Genomic DNA, 16,078 nt, shown 5'->3' on the forward strand with positions numbered 1-16,078 from the left:
CATGTCCCGCTTCTTTATCGACAGGCCCATCTTTGCGTGGGTCATCGCCATCTGCATCATGCTTGGCGGACTGTTGTCCGTCACCACGCTGTCGATTTCGCAATATCCGCAGATTGCGCCAACAACTGTCACCATTTCCGCGACCTATTCAGGCGCGGACGCCGAGACCGTGGAAAATTCGGTGACCAAGGTCATCGAACAGGGAATGACCGGGATCGACAATCTCGACTACATGACCTCCACGTCCCAGTCGACGGGATCCGCCTCAATCGCGCTGACCTTTACCAACAAGGCAGACCCCGACGTCGCGCAGATGCAGGTGCAGAACAAGCTGCAGCTGGTCGAGGCTCAGCTCCCGCAGAGCGTCCAAAACTCCGGCCTGACAGTCACGAAATCAACCTCCAACTTCCTGATGGTCATCGGCTTCGTATCGACCGACGGCAAGTTGAACTCGACCGATCTTGCCGACTACGTCAACAGCACGCTGAACGACACCCTGAAGCGCGTTGCAGGCGTGGGCGACACACGGCTTTTCGGCTCCGGCTACGCCATGCGGATCTGGGTCGATCCCGACAAGCTGGCGAAATACTCGTTGATGGTCAGCAACGTCACTTCGGCCATCGAGGCGCAGAACACCCAGGTCGCGGCCGGCCAACTTGGCGCGCTGCCCCAGCGCAAGGGCCAGCAACTCAACGCAACGGTCACCGCCAAGAGCCGGCTGCAGACGCCCGAGCAGTTCGAAAACATCATCCTGAAGAGCAACAGCGATGGGTCGCTGGTCCGCCTCAACGATGTGGCCACTGTTGAACTCGGCGCCGAGAGCTACGCAAGCTCCAGCACCTACAACGGAAAGCCGTCGGCCGGCCTAGCGATCATGCTTGCGTCGGGTGCCAACGCCATCGATACGGCAGAGGCCGTCCAGTCGACCATCAACGACCTGAAGCAGACCCTGCCCGCCAATGTCGAGGTGGTCTATCCCTACGACACCACGCCGTTCGTCAAGCTGTCGATCGAAGACGTGGTCAAGACGCTGCTCGAAGCCGTCGTTCTCGTGTTTGTCGTCATGTTCGTTTTTCTGCAGAGCCTTCGCGCGACGATCATTCCGACGCTCGCGGTTCCCGTGGTTCTTCTCGGAACATTCGGCATCCTTTCCTACCTCGGATACTCTATCAATACGCTGACCATGTTCGGCATGGTGCTGGCGATCGGCCTTCTGGTGGATGACGCCATTGTGGTGGTAGAGAACGTAGAGCGTGTCATGGAGGAGGAAGGCCTCTCTCCCAAGCAGGCGACGATCAAGTCCATGGGCGAAATCACCGGAGCGCTGATCGGCATTGCCACGGTTCTCTCGGCCGTCTTCGTTCCCATGGCTTTCTTCTCCGGCTCGGTCGGGGTCATCTATCGCCAGTTCTCAGTCACGATCGTTTCGGCGATGGTGCTCTCCGTTCTTGTTGCGCTGGTTCTGACGCCTGCGCTCTGTGCAACGATCCTGAAAAAGCCGGCGCATGGCGCGAAGAATAACGGGCCGTTCGGCTGGTTCAACCGTGGATTCGACCGCGGAACGCACGCCTATCAACGCAGCGTCGGCGGCATCATCAAGCGCCGCGGGCGCTTCCTTATGCTATTTTTGCTCGTCACAGTCGCCGCTGGTGTCCTGTTCACGCGTCTGCCCAGCTCCTTCCTGCCGGAAGAAGATCAAGGCATTCTGATCACGGGCGTCCAGCTTCCTGTCGGCGCGACCGCCGATCGCACACAAAAAGTCCTGCAGCAGGTAACGGATCACTATCTCAACGACGAAAAGGAATACGTCACTGGTGTGATGGGCGTTGCCGGCTTCGGCTTCGGCGGACAGGGCCAGAACGTCGGCCTCGCCTTCGTGAAGCTGAAGGATTTTGAGGAACGCACAACCCCACAATCGAAGGCGCAGGCAATCGCCGGCCGTGCCATGAAAGCATTCCAGGGAATTGCGGACGCCAACGTGTTTGCGCTGTCTCCGCCGGCAATTCCGGGGTTCGGCAACAACAGCGGCTTCGATTTCTATCTGAAGGATACGAATGGAGCCGGCCACGAGAAACTGATCGAAGCACGCAATCAGCTGCTCGCTGCGGCTGGAAAGAGCAGCAAGCTTGTCGGCACCCGGCCAAACGGCCAGGAAGACACGCCGCAATACTCGGTCGATATCGACCAGGAGCGGGCGAGCGCACTCAATCTCGACCTGTCGGACATCGATACGACGCTGTCGACGGCTTGGGGCGGTGACTATGTCAACGACTTCGTCGACCGCGGCCGCGTCAAGAAGGTCTATGTTCAGGCGGGCGATAACTTTCGCATGCAGCCGGAGGATTTCGACCGCTGGTACGTGAAGAATTCCGATGGAAACATGGTTCCCTTCTCGGCCTTTGCGAGCGGCCACTGGAAGTTCGGCTCTCCCCGCCTTGAACGCTACAACGGCTCGTCGGCCGTCGAAATCCAGGGTTCCGCGGCAAGTGGTGTCTCGTCAGGCGACGGGATGAACGAGATCGATGCGCTCGTAAGCCAGCTCCCCCAGGGGTTCACGCATGAATGGACAGGACTATCAGCGCAAGAGCGTCTGTCGGGCAGCCAGGCAACGCAGCTCTACGCGATCTCGATCCTAGTGGTATTCCTGGCTCTCGCCGCGCTTTACGAAAGCTGGTCCATTCCGTTCGCCGTCATGCTGTCGGTACCGGTAGGCGTCTTCGGCGCACTTCTGGCGGCAACCCTCTTCGGGCAGACCAACGACGTCTACTTCAAGGTCGGGCTACTGACCACAATCGGCCTTGCCGCGAAGAACGCCATCCTGATCGTCGAATTCGCCATTGAGCAGCAGAAGCACGGAAAGAGCCTCATCGAGGCGACCCTGGAGGCTTCCCGCCAGCGCTTGCGGCCGATCCTGATGACCTCGCTTGCCTTTATCCTCGGCGTCCTGCCGCTTGCGATCGCAAACGGTGCCGGTTCGGGAAGCCAGAACTCGATCGGTATCGGGGTCATGGGCGGGATGATTGCATCGACGGTGCTCGGCATCTTCTTCATCCCACTGCTGTTCGTCACGATCCGTGGCTTCTTCAAAGGCACGGTCGAAACACCCGAGGCGCAGCCTTCCGACGAAGCAGTCGCACACCAATCCTAACCAGGGAATTCCGATATGAAGAACGTCAAGTTGGAGCGCTCGCGCGCTCCCACAACGGGTCAGGTGCTGCGGCTTTCAGTTGCTTTCCTGTCATTGTCCTTGGCCAGCGGCTGCGTCGTTGGTCCCGACTATCAGAAGCCGACGCTGGCAATGCCGATAAGCTGGAGCAAAAAGACCAAGCAGGAGGCTCCGCCAGAGCTTTCGCAGTGGTGGAAGAAGCTCAACGATCCGTTGCTCGACCAGCTTGTCGACGAGGCTGTCGCAGGCAACCTCGATGTGGCCTCGGCAAAGGCCAAAGTTCGCCAAGCCCGGGCAACGACGCGAGAACAGGCAGGAAGCCTCTTGCCGTCCGCAACCGCGTCATCGTCTGCGACACGAAATCGATCCGCGGCGACTGAGGGCAGCGAAGCCTCGGTCTATCCACAGTATCAGGCCGGTTTCGATGCAAGTTGGGAACTGGATCTCTTCGGCGGCAACAAGCGCGGATTGGAAGCCGCGCGCTACAGCGAACAGGCCTCGGAAGAGGAACTGCGCGACACACTCGTCACGTTGATAGGCGACATCACATCCTACTACGTCCAGGCGCGCGAATATCAGGCCCTCATCGCGCTTGCGGAGCGCTCGGCCAAATCCCAGCGTCAGACGGCCGCTCTCACGCGCCGGCAGTTCGAGGCGGGTGAAGCAACCGGTGTCGATGCTGCGAAGGCCGATGCCCAGGCGGCGTCGACCGAAGCCGATGTACCCTCCTATCGCATATCTTACGCGCAGACGATCCACCGCATTGGCATCCTGACAGGAAAATCCCCCGACGCCGTCGAGGCAAGAATGTCGAAAAATGCTCCGATCCCGACCCCTCCAACCAAGGTTTCGCCCGGCATCCCCGCCGACATCCTGCTCAACCGGCCGGACGTGCGACAAGCCGAGCGCCAGCTCGCGCAATACACCGCCAAGATCGGTCAGGCAGAAGCGGATCGGTATCCCTCGATCAGCCTGACAGGCAGTATCTCGAGTTCGGCCACAAGCATCGGCGACCTTGCCAAGAAATCCACGATCGGCTGGTCGATCGGGCCGACCGTCAGCATCCCCCTGTTTCAGGGTGGTCAGTTGAAGGCGGCAGTCGATGTCGCGAAGGCCCAGCGCGATCAGTATTTCGTCGCTTACCAATCCTCGGTTCTATCGGCGATGGAAGACGTCGAGAACGCAATCGTGGGGCTCAACCAATCGCGCCTGAAGAACGCCAAGCTTGCCGTCTCCGTGGCAGGCTACCGGCAGGCGGCCAAGCTCTCGCGGTCGCTCAACGAAACGGGCGCAACCAACTTCCTGAACGTTCTCGATTCGGAGCGATCGCTCTACTCCGCCGAAGAGAGCTTCATTCAGGGCCGCGTCGATATCGCCACCTACTACATTGCGCTCAACAAGGCGCTGGGCGGTGGCTGGGATGCTGCACTCGATATCGACAAGCCAGTCGTCCGGGACAAGGGCGAAGCGCCGCATCTCGTGTCGATGCGCTAGGACAACCTCAAATGAGATCGACAAGATGATCAAGAAGAAGACAGCGGGCGCCATACTGGCTCTTTGCGCCGTCGGCACCCTCGCCGCCACCATCTGGTGGCAGGCCCCGGCAAAGGCGAGCAACGTGCTGACGGCGACAGTCGCCCGCGGTGATATCGAGCGCAGTGTTCTTGCAACGGGCACCTTCAAGCCCGTCAAGCTGGTCGCCGTCGGCGCACAGGTGTCGGGCCGCATCACGCGCCTTGCCGTTCGCCTCGGAGAGGAGATCAAGCAGGGCAGCCTGGTTGCCGAGATCGATTCCACGACCCAGAAAAACAACCTGAAAACCGCGGAGGCAGCCCTGGCCAACGTCAAGGCACAGCTCCAGGAAACGGAAGCCGACCTCGATAACGCCAAGATCACGCTGACGCGACAGCAGAACATCTATGCCAATCGGGCGGGTGCAAAGGCCGATCTCGACAGCGCCGAGGCATCCGTGAAGAAAATCCAGGCGCAGATCGCCGCACTGGAGGCGCAGATCGTCGAAGCGGAGGTTACCGTCGAAACGGCAAAGGCCAACCTCGGCTACACCAGGATCACCGCTCCGATGGACGGCACGGTCCTGGCCGTCGTCAACCAGGAAGGCCAAACGGTCAACGCCGCCCAGACGGCGCCCACCATCGTCGTCCTCGGCGAGCTGTCCACCATGACGGTGCGCGCGGAGATCTCCGAAGCTGATGTGGTGCGCGTGGCACCGGGCCAGCCAGTCTATTTCTCGATCATCGGCGAGCCTGCCCTACGCCATGACGCGGTGCTGAAGTCCATCGAACCCGCACCCGAATCCATCACCAGTGACAGCAGCATCAGTTCGTCGTCCAGCAGCAGCGGAAGCTCGTCGACATCCTCGTCCTCCTCATCCGCCATCTACTATAACGGCATCTTCGATGTGCCGAACGCCGACGGCCATTTCCGGACCTATATGTCAGCCGAGGTGCACATTGTCCTGGCATCCCGGAAAGACGTTCTCGTCGTCCCGGCTGCCGCCGTGACAACCGATCGGAAATCCGGCAAGAGCACGATCAAGTTGGTCGGTGCCGATGGCACGACTTCGCCGCGCACGATCGAAGTCGGCGAGAGCGACGGCGTCAATGTCGAAGTGCTCTCCGGCCTTGCCGAGGGAGAACAGGTCGTCATTGGTGAAGCGGTGACGACCAAGGCGGCCACGAATGCGGGCGGACCGCCGCCACCGATGGGGATGTGAACCATGGCGCAGCCCCTGATCGAACTGAGCGGCGTTACCCGCATCTACCCCTCGGGCGACGAGAGCCTGACCGTCCTGGACGACGTGAACCTGACAATCGAACGTGGCGAGATGGTCGCCATCGTCGGCCCGTCGGGTTCGGGAAAGTCGACGTTGATGAACATACTCGGTCTCCTGGATCGGCCGACAACAGGCACCTATGCGATCGATGGCCAAGTCACCGGTGCACTTCCGAGCGACGCGCTTTCCAAACTGCGGCGCGAGCACCTGGGCTTCATCTTTCAGCGCTACCAGCTGTTGCCCGATCTGACCGCTGTCGCCAATGTCGAGATGCCTGCGATCTACGCCGGTCAACCGGCCGCGGTCCGCCACGGCCACGCGAAGGGCCTTCTGGAGCGCCTCGGAATGGGCGCGCGGCTGCATCACAAGCCGGGCCAGCTTTCCGGCGGGCAGCAGCAGCGGGTATCGATCGCCCGTGCCCTCGTCAATGGCGGGGAGATCATCCTCGCCGACGAGCCCACGGGCGCGCTGGACCGGGAAAGTGGCGAAGAAGTGCTTCGCATCCTCGGCGAACTTCATGCCGACGGACGAACAGTCATCATTGTCACCCACGATCTTTCCGTCGCCTCGCGCGCCCAGCGGATCATCGAGATCGCAGACGGTCGCATCGTGGCCGACCGCCGACAGCGCGAGCAATCACCACCGCCGCCCGCAGCCAATCCTGCGACCAGCAGCAGTGGACGATTTGCGTCGCTTGGCCGCCTTGCGGAAGCCTCCGCGATGGCGTTTCGCGCGCTTGCAGCGCACCGGATGCGCACGTTTCTGACGATGCTGGGGATCATCATTGGGATCGCCTCGGTGATCTGCGTCGTGGCGCTTGGCGAAGGATCGCAGAAGAAGGTACTGGAAAACATCAGCAGCCTGGGAACCAACACGCTTGAGATCTTCCCGGGCAGCGGATTTGGAGATACGCGCTCCGGGCGTGTCAAGACCCTTCGGGTCGCGGATGCTGATGCACTGTCGAAACTGTCCTACGTCGCCGCTGTCACCCCCACCGTCTCGACCTCAGGAACCGTCCGCTTCTCTTCCCTGGAAGCGAACGCGTTGATCAACGGCGTCGGCGAACAATATTTCACTGCGAAAGGCTCCAAGCTTGTCGCCGGCAGGTTCTTCAATGCCGCCAGCGTGCGTGACGTTACCCAGGAAGCCGTCATCGACACCAACACCGCCGACGCACTTTTCGGCAAGGCATCCGATGCCGTCGGCAGCGTCGTGCTGGTCGATTCCGTTCCCGTGCTCATCGTAGGTGTGATCAGCGCCCAACAGGGGGGCTTCGGCTCCAGCGACAACCTCTCGGTCTATCTGCCGTACACGAGCGTGCAGACCCGCTTCCTCGGCGACATGTCGTTGCGGAGCGTGACCGTGCGCGTCGCCGATGATGTCGAAAGCTCGGTTGCCGAGGCATCGGTGTCGCGGTTTCTGGAGCAGCGCCACGGAAAGAACGACTTCTTCATCCTGAACACCGACGACATTCGAAAGACGATCACGAGCACTGCCGGTACGCTGACACTGCTTGTTTCAGCGATCGCCGTGATCTCGCTCGTTGTCGGCGGGATCGGCGTGATGAACATCATGCTGGTATCGGTCTCCGAGCGGGTATCGGAGATCGGCGTTCGCATGGCCGTGGGCGCCAGACGCCAGGATATCCTTCAACAGTTCCTGATCGAGGCCGTCCTGGTCTGCCTGCTCGGGGGAATACTGGGTATCCTCACGGCGCTTGGCTTCGGCATGGTGTTCAACAGCCTCGCGGCAGGTTTCACGCTCGTCTATTCGCCGGTGGCGATCATCCTGGCGGCGGCCTGCTCCTGCCTGATCGGGCTGGTATTCGGATTTCTGCCGGCGCGCAATGCCTCGCGGCTTGATCCGGTCATTGCGCTGGCGCGGGACTGAGAATGCAGTCCAGTGGTCGGGCCTACGATGCGGCCGCGCGTACGGTGAGGTACCGTGCGCAGAGCGAAAACAGGATGAACGAGAAGGCGCAGAAGGTGACGCCGCCGGTTGTCTTATAGCCCAGGAAGCCGGCAACGCCGCCAAGAAGGAACGACAGGAGCGTCGTGATATGCAATACGAGCCGGCGGGCGACCATCGGTCGGTCCGGCGCTCTTGCGTCGCCTGTCATGAGGGCGAGGCCGACTCCGATATCAGTCGCGATACCGGAGACATGCGTCGTGCGAACCCGGCTGCCGGAAATACGCGTCGAGGCGGCGTTCTGCAGACCCATGGTGAAGCTCAGAAGGCCCGCGATGGTGACCCCGTTGACCGAGGACCCAAGCTTTGCCGTATAGATGCCGACGGCCATGAGAAAAACGGCTTCCGACAGCAGCGTAAGCGCGTAGATGTTCGAAAGCCTCCGGCGCTTTCCGAGCTCGATGAAGAGAGAAGCGCTGAACGCGCCGAGAACAAACATCGTGACGATGGTCACGAATGCGATGGCAACCGTAAACTCCTGGATCGAAATGTGATCCGAGATCAGCGAGACGTTGCCCGTCATGTTGGCCGAGAAATAGCCATACGCAAGGTATCCCGCGCTGTTGACGCCGCCAGCCACAAAGGACAGCGCGGCAGCCAAAAGCAGATCTACTCTCGATGTTCGGTTATCGCCTTCGTGAATCAGCATCTTGCAACGGATGAAAAACGGTCTGGAGCAACAAAGACTGATTTATCCTCGGTCGCAACTGCGATGCAAGCCGCTCTGCCCCATGCGCGGTCCGCTAACGCGGAAAAATGCGGCGCTGGGTGATCGCCGCATTCCAGATATAGATCCGCGAGGGGCCAGGGCTGGAGTCTGCCCCAGCCCCCCAGGGGAGGAACTCAGGCCTTGGGTGCCGTCTTTTCGTGCAGCGGCTCCTTGCGGTGCCAGTTCTCGAGGATCCGGCCGCTGGTGTGCTTCTGGTTCGCCCAGTGAATGCCGTTGCTGATAACCTTCAGGACGTGGGGGTTGTGGTAGACAGGATAGGTCTCGTGACCGGGGCTGAAGTAGAAGATGCGACCGCGTCCACGCTGGAAGGTGCAACCGCTGCGGAACACTTCGCCGCCTGAGTACCAGGAAATGAAGATCAACTCGTCCGGCGTCGGGATGTCGAAGGGCTCGCCATACATTTCCGACGCCTCCACTTCGAAATAGGGAGGCAGGCCCTCGGCGATCGGATGCGACGGGTTGATGACCCAGACACGCTCGAGATCGCCCTCCGGCAGCTCGCGCCAGGAGAGGTTGGCATTGGTGCCCATCAGGCGCCGGAAAAGCTTTGAATGATGGCCCGAATGCAGGAAGACGATGCCCATGCCCTTCAGGACACGCTGCTGGATGCGATCAACGAGGCTGTCGCTGATTTCTTCATGGGCGACGTGCCCCCACCAGAGCAGCACGTCCGTATCGTTCAACAGCGAATCCGGCATGCCCTGCTCGGGCTCGTCCATGGTGGTCCGGCGGATCTCGAAATCCGGGCTTTCGATGCCCTTGGCGATAGCGCCGTCCATCCGGTCGGGATAAATCTTCTGGACCGCCTCGTCGTGCTGCTCGTGGCGTCCTTCGTTCCAGATCGTGACCTTGATCGTCATTTCTTTCCTCGTTGTCATGCGCTGGCCGGGCGGATTGCCTGACCGGATTGATCGAACAGATGGCAGGCGGCGGGGTCCGCCGTCAGTGAAACCCGGTCGCCCGGGCGGATAGACAGATCGCCCTCGGTGCGGACGATCAGCGGCTGGTCGGCTGAGCCGACCGTCAGATAGGTTTCGACCCCCAGGCGCTCGACGATGCCGACCTCGAGCGAGAAAGGACCCTGGCCATCGGGTGCGATCTTGAGATGCTCGGGGCGTATCCCGAGCCGCAGATCGCCGCGCGGCCCGTTCGTGCCGGCGTCGGGGATATCGAGCGAAATGCCCAGCGGACTTTCGAGACGCAGTGCGCCATTGTCGCCCGCAGCCGCCTTGACCGGGATCAGGTTCATCTTCGGGGATCCGATGAAGGTCGCCACGAACTCGTTTTGCGGCTGGTGGTACAGGTTCATCGGCGCCCCCTGCTGGGCCACGATGCCCTTGTTGAGGACGACGATCCGGTCCGCCATGGTCATTGCCTCCACCTGATCGTGGGTGACATAGACGGCCGTTGCCTTGAGCTCGCGATGCAGGCGCTGCAGCTCGGCACGCATCTGGACGCGCAGCGCGGAATCCAGATTTGACAGCGGCTCGTCAAACAGGATGAGCGACGGCTTCTTGATGATCGCGCGCCCGATGGCCACGCGCTGACGCTGGCCGCCGCTGAGAGCAGCCGGACGACGATCGAGATATTCCCTGAGCTGGAGAATCTCGGCGACTTCTTCCACCTGCTTGCGGATCTCCGCGGCAGGCACCTTCTTCAGGGAAAGGGAAAAGCCGATGTTCTCGGCCACGGTCATATGCGGATAGAGCGCGTAGCTCTGGAAGACCATGGCGATGCCGCGCTTGTCCGGCGGCACGTCGTTGATGCGCTGGCCATTGAGGATCAGGTCGCCGCCGTCGATCCCTTCAAGTCCGGCGATCATCCGCAGCAGCGTGGACTTGCCACAACCCGAAGGGCCGACGAAGACCGCGAACTCACCGTCCTCGACCGTGATGTCGACGCCTTTGATGACTTCCAGCGCGCCGTAATATTTGCGAACATTTCTGAGCGTGATCATGTGTGCCTCTTTCTCCTTTGCGCCGATCGTCAGCCCTTCACGCCACCGGCGAACGTCTGAACGAGAAAACGTCGCGCGAAGCTGAAGGCGATGACGGCAGGCAGGAGGTAGATGAAGGCCAGGGCAGCGAGGAAACCGTAGTCGACGGTGTTGACGCGCAGGAAGGCGCGAAACAGGCCGAGCGGAAGCGGTTGCAGCTCCGGTGATGAAATGAGGATCAGGGGGAGGAGGAAGTCGCCCCAGGCGAAGATGAAGGAAAACAGGCCAGACGCGGCCAACCCCGGCAAGGCAAGCGGAATGAGGACGCGACGAATGCGCTGGGTCATCGTCGCCCCGTCCATCAGGGCCGCCTCTTCGTAGTCCTTCGGCAGACCATCAAAGAAGGTCTTCATGATCCATAGCGCCAGCGGCAACTGGAGCGTGGCGAGTACGAGGATGATACCGAGATAGCCGTCGATGAAGCCCGTATACTTCATGATCGCCCGCGTGTAGCTGCCGAAGATCGGCCGCAGCACGGCACCCTCTGCATTGTTCATCGTCAGCAGAACTTTGTAGAGCGGCACGATGAGAGCCGTTGGCGGCAGCACGCGGATCAGAAGGATGCCATAGAGAAACGGCAGCTTCCACCAGGCGTTCGTCCGCGACAGCGCGTAGCCGCCCAGCCCCGACAGGATCATGACCAGCACCGTCGCGGTCACGACGATGATCAGCGAGTTCATCAACCACCTGCCGCCGTCTTCCTCCAGGAAGATGCGGGTGTAGTTGTTGAAGGTCAGCTCAGCCGGCCAACGCAGGAAGAGCTGCGCGTTTGCGTCGAAGGACGCAATCAGAACCCAGAAGAATGGGAGCGCGCAGAAGATCGAAATGATCGACAGCGTCGCATAGGCCATGAGATCGCCCTGGCGCTTGTTTGCTTTCTCGGCAGGAGACATGACTGCCATGGTTCAGACCTCCACCTTCATTGCCTTGACGTAGCCGACACCGATCACCACCGAGATGAGGAGGACGATGACAGCCACGGCAGCGCCGTACCCGAGCTGGTAGGCCGTGAAGGACTGGTTGTAGATGTAGATGCTGACGAGCTCCGTCGCGCCGCCGGGTCCTCCGCGCGTCAGCGCGTAGACGAAGCCGAAGACCGCGATCGTCGATACAGCCGAAATAAGCATGTAGAGCATGATGGTCGGCAACATGAGCGGCAACGTGATGCGCCGGAAAATCTGCGCGGGTGTCGCGCCGTCCATGCGGGCCGCTTCATAGACGTCCTTGGGGATCGTGCTGAGCCCCGCCATCAGCAGGATCATGGCGGTCGCAATGCCACGCCAGGTGTTGACGATGATGATCATCGTCAGTGGAAAGGTGTTCAGCCAATCCACCGGCTCGACACCGAAAAACATGACGATCCGGCTAAGAGTGGCGTTTTCGCCGCCTGCCAGCATCGAGATCCACATGAAGCCCGCGACGACCTCAGGGGCCGCGTTCGGCAGCAGGATGATCGAGGCCAGGGTCTTGCGGAACCTGATCGAGCGGCCGAGGGCCATCGCAGAGACGAGCCCGAGAACGAACTGCCCGATGACCGCCGAGCCGACCACGAAGATGAAGGTGACGACGAGCGAGTTCCAGAACTTTCCGTCGCTGAAAAGACGCGTGTAGTTCCTGAAACCTACGAAGCGAGGCCGGAGCGCGCCGGCACCTGTGAGAGCTTCATTGGTGAAGCTCAGGTAGACCGAATAGAGCGCCGGATAAATGACGAAGGCGAGCAGAAGCAGCATCGACGGCAACAGGATAAGAAAAAGCTGCCGCTGCATGCGGATTTCATGGGGGTTCATTGGGCGCGTCAAAAAAGCCGTCCTTGTTCTGACGGCGGGAGCGGCACGACGCCAGCTCCCGCCGGGAGGTTGTTAGGTCGGGCTTACTTCACCATGTCGTCGCCGAGCGTCTCGGAGACATAATCCACGAGGATCTTCTGGGCACCAGCTGCGTCGGTCTCCTTGCGCAAGAGAGCCTCCGTCGCGCGTGCGATACCTTCCTGCAGGGCCGAGAAGCCGGGTGCTGTCTTCAGGAACGTGCCGTTTTCGACAGCGCCCAGGATTGGAACAAGCGCGGTGAGCTTCTGGAATTCGGGGTTGCTGGTCGCATCCTTGCGGGCAGGAATGTTGCCAATACCCTTGGCATAGGCGACATCTGCGGCAACAGAGCCGATTTCGAGCAATACCTTCTTGGCCAGCTCCGGATCGCTCGCCTTGGCGTTCACGCCCCAAGGGCTTTCAAGGTCGACAACGACGTGCTCGCCGCCGTCCTTACCCGGCATTGCCCAGGTGCCGACAGCATTCGTAACGTCGGGGATCGGATTCTTGGACTCGACGCCCCAGTCATAGATGTAGCACCATGAGCCACAGGTCGTAGCGACCAGCTTACCGGCGGGGAACATCTGATACTTCGGGATTACCCACGGTTCCGGGCCCAGCAGCGGCTGGACCGGCATCAGGTCGTTGTTGATGAGATCCGCGTAGAAGCCAAACGCATCCCTCACGCCTTCATTTTTCAGATTCAGCGTCTCGTCATCATTTGCGATCTGCGGCGTTGATGTCCCGAGTATCAGGTACTGAAAGCCTTCCTGGAATGAACCGCCACCCCAAGTGACACCAGCCGGGAACATCAGTCCGTAGTTGCCGGTCTTCGCCTTGATCTCCTTGGCACGATCCATGAGCTCAGCCCATGTCTTTGGCTGCGCGGTCGAGATGCCGGCCTTTTCCAGGATATCCTTGCGGTAATAGAGCTGCTGGACCTTCAGCATTGCCGGAAGGACATACATGTCACCATCCGCACGCGCGACCAGCTTCTTCGAGACGTCAAACAGCTGACCGTAACCGTCCCATGCCTTCAGCTCGTCGGTGATCGGAGCAAGGTAGCCGGCGGCGACCATGTCGGCGACATCCTGACTGGCGGGCGCGGTGAAGAGGTCAGGCGCATTGCCGGCGCGCAGCTCCGTCAGAAGCTTGGAGAGGTAGTCTTTTTCCGGCGCGGGATATTCAACGATCTCAATCTCTACGCCGTATTTCTTCTCGATCGCCGGCGCGACGGCTTTGAGCGCATCGATACGTGCCTGGCGATGTTCTGCAATTCGAATTGTCTCGGCGAAAGCCGACGACATCGACATGGCCAGCGCTGCGGCACTGATGCCCGTCAAGAGAAACTTCCTCAACATGCACTCCTCCCTGGAGATGACAGAAGACGACCTCCTCGATCGTCGACGGCAAATGTACACGTTTGCACAAAGTCGTCAATACGCCATCTTGAAAGCCAGTAAATAGGCCATTGTAGCCATTTTTAATTGCAAATACCGCTGTATCGGATATTGAGGCTGTGTGTAACCGTTTACACAAATGGAGGAACCATTGCCCAACAAGTTGAGATTGGCCGTGATCGGCACGGGCCACAAGGCTGTCGAATATGCCGAGAGCTGGTCGCTGATGCCGGAAGTTCAGTTCGTCGCCGCGGCGGATGTAAGCGCTGCCTCGCGCACACGCTTTGCCGACGTCTGCGCCAGAGCCGGAAACAGGCAGCCCCGGCAATTTGAAGACTATCGCGAGATGCTCGCGACCTGCCGGGACGATCTCGACGCCGTCTACATCTCAACGCCGCACGCCTCGCATGGCGAACAGGCGCTGGCAGTCATTGAAATGGGTCTCGACCTCTTCCTGGAAAAGCCGATGGTGACCACCGTTGCCGAGGCCAAGGCGCTGATCGAAGCGCGCAAAAGCAAGGACAGCACGGTTGTTGTGGCCTTCAACGGCGGCCTGTCAAAGCTCGTCCGCGATACCCGCAAGCGCGCCGCATCGGGAGAATTCGGCAAGCTGGTCAGCGTATCGGCCGCGATCTGGGAGAGCTGGCGATCGAACTATGAAGGACATTGGAAGCAGGTGCCCGAGATTTCCGGCGGCGGCTTCATGTTCGACACCGGAGCGCACATGATGAACACGATCTGCGTCTTGGTGGGGTCGGACTTCGAGCGCGTGTCTGCCTACATGAACAATTACGACAAGCCCGTGGACATCACGTGCGCGGTTTCGGCCAAGCTGGAAAACGGCGCCCTCGTCACGTTCACGGCCGCCGGCGAAGGCCCCAAGGGCTGTGCGTCGCACATGACGCTATTCTATGAAAAGGCTATCGTGCGGATCGACGCATGGGGGGCATGGCGTGAGATCGACATCGACGGCAAGCCTGGCGCACGCGAGGTGGCGGAAGCCCCTCACGGCGCGGACCCGCTGAAAACCTTCCTCGCCGTCCGTGCCGGAACCGAGGAAAATCCGTCGACCGTGGAAAATGGCCTTCGCTTTGCTCGGCTATGGGATGCTATCAAGTCTTCCGCAGCACGCGAGGGAGACTCGGTGAGGGTTGCCGAGATCGGCTGAATCGATTGTCAGGATTGCGATGAACAAGCGCATTACGTCCAAGGAACTCGCAAAGCTCGCCGGCGTCTCGTCGGCGACGATTTCTCGCGCCTTCAGCTCGGACTCACGCATCAGCGCGGAAACGCGCAATCGCATTCTGTCCATTGCCCAGGAGCACGACTACCAGCCCAACGCGCTGGCCCGCTCCCTCAACAGCCAGCGCTCCGGTCTCGTGGCGCTGGTCGTCAACTCAATCCAAAATCCACCGGAGGCGGAACAGCTGCAATATCTCGTTCAGCGTCTCCAGACGCGTGAGCTTCTTCCGATCATCCTGTGCTGCTCAGGTTATGACGACAAGGCCCACCTGATGCGCATGGCCTCGGCCTATCAGGTCGATCATGTGGTCGTGTTTTCCGACATGGTCTCCTATGACGATGCGATCCAGATTTTCCGATCGGCTCGCCCGATCATCGTCTCGTCCGAACCGCTAACCGGGAAACACGCTTCCCACATCAACATCGACGGCTCCAATGCGGTCAGAGAAGTCATCGACAAGGCGGTGGCCGATGGGCGAAAGCACTTCGCCTACCTTACCGGCCGCAAATCAAGCTGGATCGACAAGCAGCGAAAGCAATGGTTCGCGGATGCCCTTCGCGAGCATGGGTTGGCGTTTGAAGCGGAAGCGCACGGCGACTATTCCTACGATTCGGGCTTCAAGGAAGCAGTCGTCCTGCTCCGTCGTTCAAAAGTTGACACGGTCATCTGCGGCAACGACGTCATGGCGATCGGCGTTCGCGATGCTGCCACCCGCGTGCTCGGCAAGCGAGTCCCGGAAGACGTCGCGGTCGTCGGCCAGGATGGTATCTCGATGGCCGATTGGGAATGCCTGGACCTGACGACGATTGCCCTCGACGCTGCCGGCTTCATCGACGAAGTGGTAAGGCTGATCGAGCGCGATCAGAGCCAGGACCCTGAGCCGGAACGCGTTGTGCTCGACCTGAAAGTCCGTTGGGGCTCGACCTGCTGATCGAGCGACAAACCGCATTATCTTGCCATCGCTGCTCGTAGCCGA

Annotated in this window: 12 protein-coding genes; 6 read left to right on the forward strand and 6 right to left on the reverse strand. The window is 60.7% G+C overall.

The features are described from left to right. Position 1: 1 nt before the first annotated feature. From A6U87_RS21140 to A6U87_RS21155, 4 genes are read left to right on the forward strand one after another with little or no spacing between them, the layout of a single operon-like run. Positions 2-3,148: an efflux RND transporter permease subunit gene (locus A6U87_RS21140; protein WP_065693263.1), complete on the forward strand. Its 3,147-nt coding sequence runs from the start codon at positions 2-4 to the stop codon at positions 3,146-3,148. Positions 3,149-3,163: 15 nt separating this feature from the next. Next, the gene (locus A6U87_RS21145) at positions 3,164-4,660 is read left to right on the forward strand and encodes an efflux transporter outer membrane subunit (protein WP_065693264.1); all 1,497 of its coding nucleotides are present in this window, start codon (positions 3,164-3,166) and stop codon (positions 4,658-4,660) included. A 25-nt stretch (positions 4,661-4,685) separates the two neighbouring features. Next, a complete protein-coding gene (locus A6U87_RS21150) occupies positions 4,686-5,900 on the forward strand; it encodes an efflux RND transporter periplasmic adaptor subunit (protein WP_065693265.1) in 1,215 nt (404 codons plus the stop codon). 3 nt (positions 5,901-5,903) lie between these two features. Then, complete coding sequence (locus A6U87_RS21155; RefSeq protein WP_065693266.1) at positions 5,904-7,850, forward strand: MacB family efflux pump subunit; 1,947 nt, start codon at positions 5,904-5,906, stop codon at positions 7,848-7,850. Between the two features lie 22 nt (positions 7,851-7,872). Here the strand turns inward: A6U87_RS21155 and A6U87_RS21160 are convergent, their stop codons facing one another. From A6U87_RS21160 to A6U87_RS21185, 6 genes are all read right to left on the reverse strand, one after another. Continuing rightward, the gene (locus A6U87_RS21160; protein WP_065693267.1) at positions 7,873-8,577 is read right to left on the reverse strand and encodes a YoaK family protein; all 705 of its coding nucleotides are present in this window, start codon (positions 8,575-8,577) and stop codon (positions 7,873-7,875) included. 194 nt (positions 8,578-8,771) lie between these two features. After that, complete coding sequence (locus A6U87_RS21165) at positions 8,772-9,518, reverse strand: ThuA domain-containing protein (protein ID WP_065693268.1); 747 nt, start codon at positions 9,516-9,518, stop codon at positions 8,772-8,774. Positions 9,519-9,532: 14 nt separating this feature from the next. Beyond that, positions 9,533-10,615: an ABC transporter ATP-binding protein gene (locus A6U87_RS21170; RefSeq protein ID WP_065693269.1), complete on the reverse strand. Its 1,083-nt coding sequence runs from the start codon at positions 10,613-10,615 to the stop codon at positions 9,533-9,535. A 29-nt stretch (positions 10,616-10,644) separates the two neighbouring features. Beyond that, a complete protein-coding gene (locus tag A6U87_RS21175; protein WP_065693270.1) occupies positions 10,645-11,556 on the reverse strand; it encodes a carbohydrate ABC transporter permease in 912 nt (303 codons plus the stop codon). 3 nt (positions 11,557-11,559) lie between these two features. After that, positions 11,560-12,441 (reverse strand): carbohydrate ABC transporter permease, encoded by an 882-nt coding sequence (locus A6U87_RS21180; RefSeq protein ID WP_065693271.1) that lies wholly within the window; start codon positions 12,439-12,441, stop codon positions 11,560-11,562. Positions 12,442-12,524: 83 nt separating this feature from the next. Continuing rightward, on the reverse strand, positions 12,525-13,817 hold the full coding sequence (locus tag A6U87_RS21185) for an ABC transporter substrate-binding protein (RefSeq protein ID WP_065693388.1): 1,293 nt from the start codon (positions 13,815-13,817) through the stop codon (positions 12,525-12,527). A gap of 193 nt (positions 13,818-14,010) precedes the next feature. Here A6U87_RS21185 and A6U87_RS21190 point away from each other — a divergent pair, with 193 nt between their 5' ends. Both A6U87_RS21190 and A6U87_RS21195 read left to right on the forward strand, forming a co-directional pair. Continuing rightward, on the forward strand, positions 14,011-15,027 hold the full coding sequence (locus A6U87_RS21190; protein ID WP_141684020.1) for a Gfo/Idh/MocA family protein: 1,017 nt from the start codon (positions 14,011-14,013) through the stop codon (positions 15,025-15,027). A 19-nt stretch (positions 15,028-15,046) separates the two neighbouring features. Next, entirely contained in the window at positions 15,047-16,033 is a 987-nt protein-coding gene (locus tag A6U87_RS21195; protein ID WP_065693389.1) for a LacI family DNA-binding transcriptional regulator, read from the forward strand. Positions 16,034-16,078 lie beyond the last annotated feature (45 nt).

Origin of the sequence: Rhizobium sp. AC44/96 (assembly GCF_001692185.1) — a bacterium.
In the GTDB taxonomy this organism is placed as follows: Bacteria; Pseudomonadota; Alphaproteobacteria; order Rhizobiales; family Rhizobiaceae; genus Rhizobium.

What these genes read in the sequence shown, in the direction of transcription:
- A6U87_RS21140 (WP_065693263.1), top strand. Translation starts at nt 2, where the DNA reads ATGTCCCGCTTCTTTATCGACAGGCCCATCTTTGCGTGGGTCATCGCC.
- A6U87_RS21145 (WP_065693264.1), top strand. Translation starts at nt 3,164, where the DNA reads ATGAAGAACGTCAAGTTGGAGCGCTCGCGCGCTCCCACAACGGGTCAG.
- A6U87_RS21150 (WP_065693265.1), top strand. Translation starts at nt 4,686, where the DNA reads ATGATCAAGAAGAAGACAGCGGGCGCCATACTGGCTCTTTGCGCCGTC.
- A6U87_RS21155 (WP_065693266.1), top strand. Translation starts at nt 5,904, where the DNA reads ATGGCGCAGCCCCTGATCGAACTGAGCGGCGTTACCCGCATCTACCCC.
- A6U87_RS21160 (WP_065693267.1), bottom strand. Translation starts at nt 8,577, where the DNA reads ATGCTGATTCACGAAGGCGATAACCGAACATCGAGAGTAGATCTGCTT.
- A6U87_RS21165 (WP_065693268.1), bottom strand. Translation starts at nt 9,518, where the DNA reads ATGACGATCAAGGTCACGATCTGGAACGAAGGACGCCACGAGCAGCAC.
- A6U87_RS21170 (WP_065693269.1), bottom strand. Translation starts at nt 10,615, where the DNA reads ATGATCACGCTCAGAAATGTTCGCAAATATTACGGCGCGCTGGAAGTC.
- A6U87_RS21175 (WP_065693270.1), bottom strand. Translation starts at nt 11,556, where the DNA reads ATGGCAGTCATGTCTCCTGCCGAGAAAGCAAACAAGCGCCAGGGCGAT.
- A6U87_RS21180 (WP_065693271.1), bottom strand. Translation starts at nt 12,441, where the DNA reads ATGAACCCCCATGAAATCCGCATGCAGCGGCAGCTTTTTCTTATCCTG.
- A6U87_RS21195 (WP_065693389.1), top strand. Translation starts at nt 15,047, where the DNA reads ATGAACAAGCGCATTACGTCCAAGGAACTCGCAAAGCTCGCCGGCGTC.